The following is a 622-nucleotide window of genomic DNA, read 5'->3' on the forward strand; positions in this document are numbered from 1 at the left end:
TTTTGACGCGACAAATGGCGCACAAACGGCACCTGTCGCAAAAGCGTAGTAAGTTTGGCGCTGAGGCATTGCTTCACGGGGCAGAACGGGTTTGGATGGTGTAGGAACCCCAAAGGTCGGACTGCCCCGTTTTATGCCGCAATATTTAGCAGGGTAGAGTAGATCATATCAAGGAGTGTATAATAGCTTTTGTGACTTGTGTTTAAGTCGTATATAACTAGGAATTACGCACTTGGTGGTGCCTTGAGTAAAAACCCCTCCGATGGTTACCCAAGCAACTTAAGCGCTTGTTCAGAATTAATCAGACGATTTCAGGTTTGAAACCGGATGCGGTATGCTGTTCCAACCTGGTCTAAAGTCGCCATTAGCCACCACACTTTTTAAAAAACGCTTCAGGGTCAAGGGGGAGAACTGGCGGTCCAACTCCTGGCGCAGGCTGGCTGTGACGTCCTGGAGCTGCTGGCGGTTGGCCTGCACGGCCGCCTGGACTTGCGCCGTGTCGGCGGCCGTGAGAATGGCCGGCCGACCCTGGCCCTTGGCGTTAGCCAGCCCGGCCAAACCGGCACTCTCCCAGCGCGCAAACCAGCTGTAGACTGTCTGCCGCTGCAGGCCAAGCACCTTC

1 protein-coding gene is annotated in these 622 nt (G+C 54.5%); it reads right to left on the reverse strand.

The window, feature by feature from the left end:
- Positions 1–297: 297 nt before the first annotated feature.
- Positions 298–622, reverse strand: a 325-nt coding sequence (locus D0T11_RS21785; RefSeq protein WP_147374813.1) for a helix-turn-helix domain-containing protein, incomplete at its 5' end; no start/stop codon positions are given.

This window comes from Hymenobacter rubripertinctus, from assembly GCF_003583925.1.
GTDB classification, from domain to species: Bacteria; Bacteroidota; Bacteroidia; order Cytophagales; family Hymenobacteraceae; genus Hymenobacter; species Hymenobacter rubripertinctus.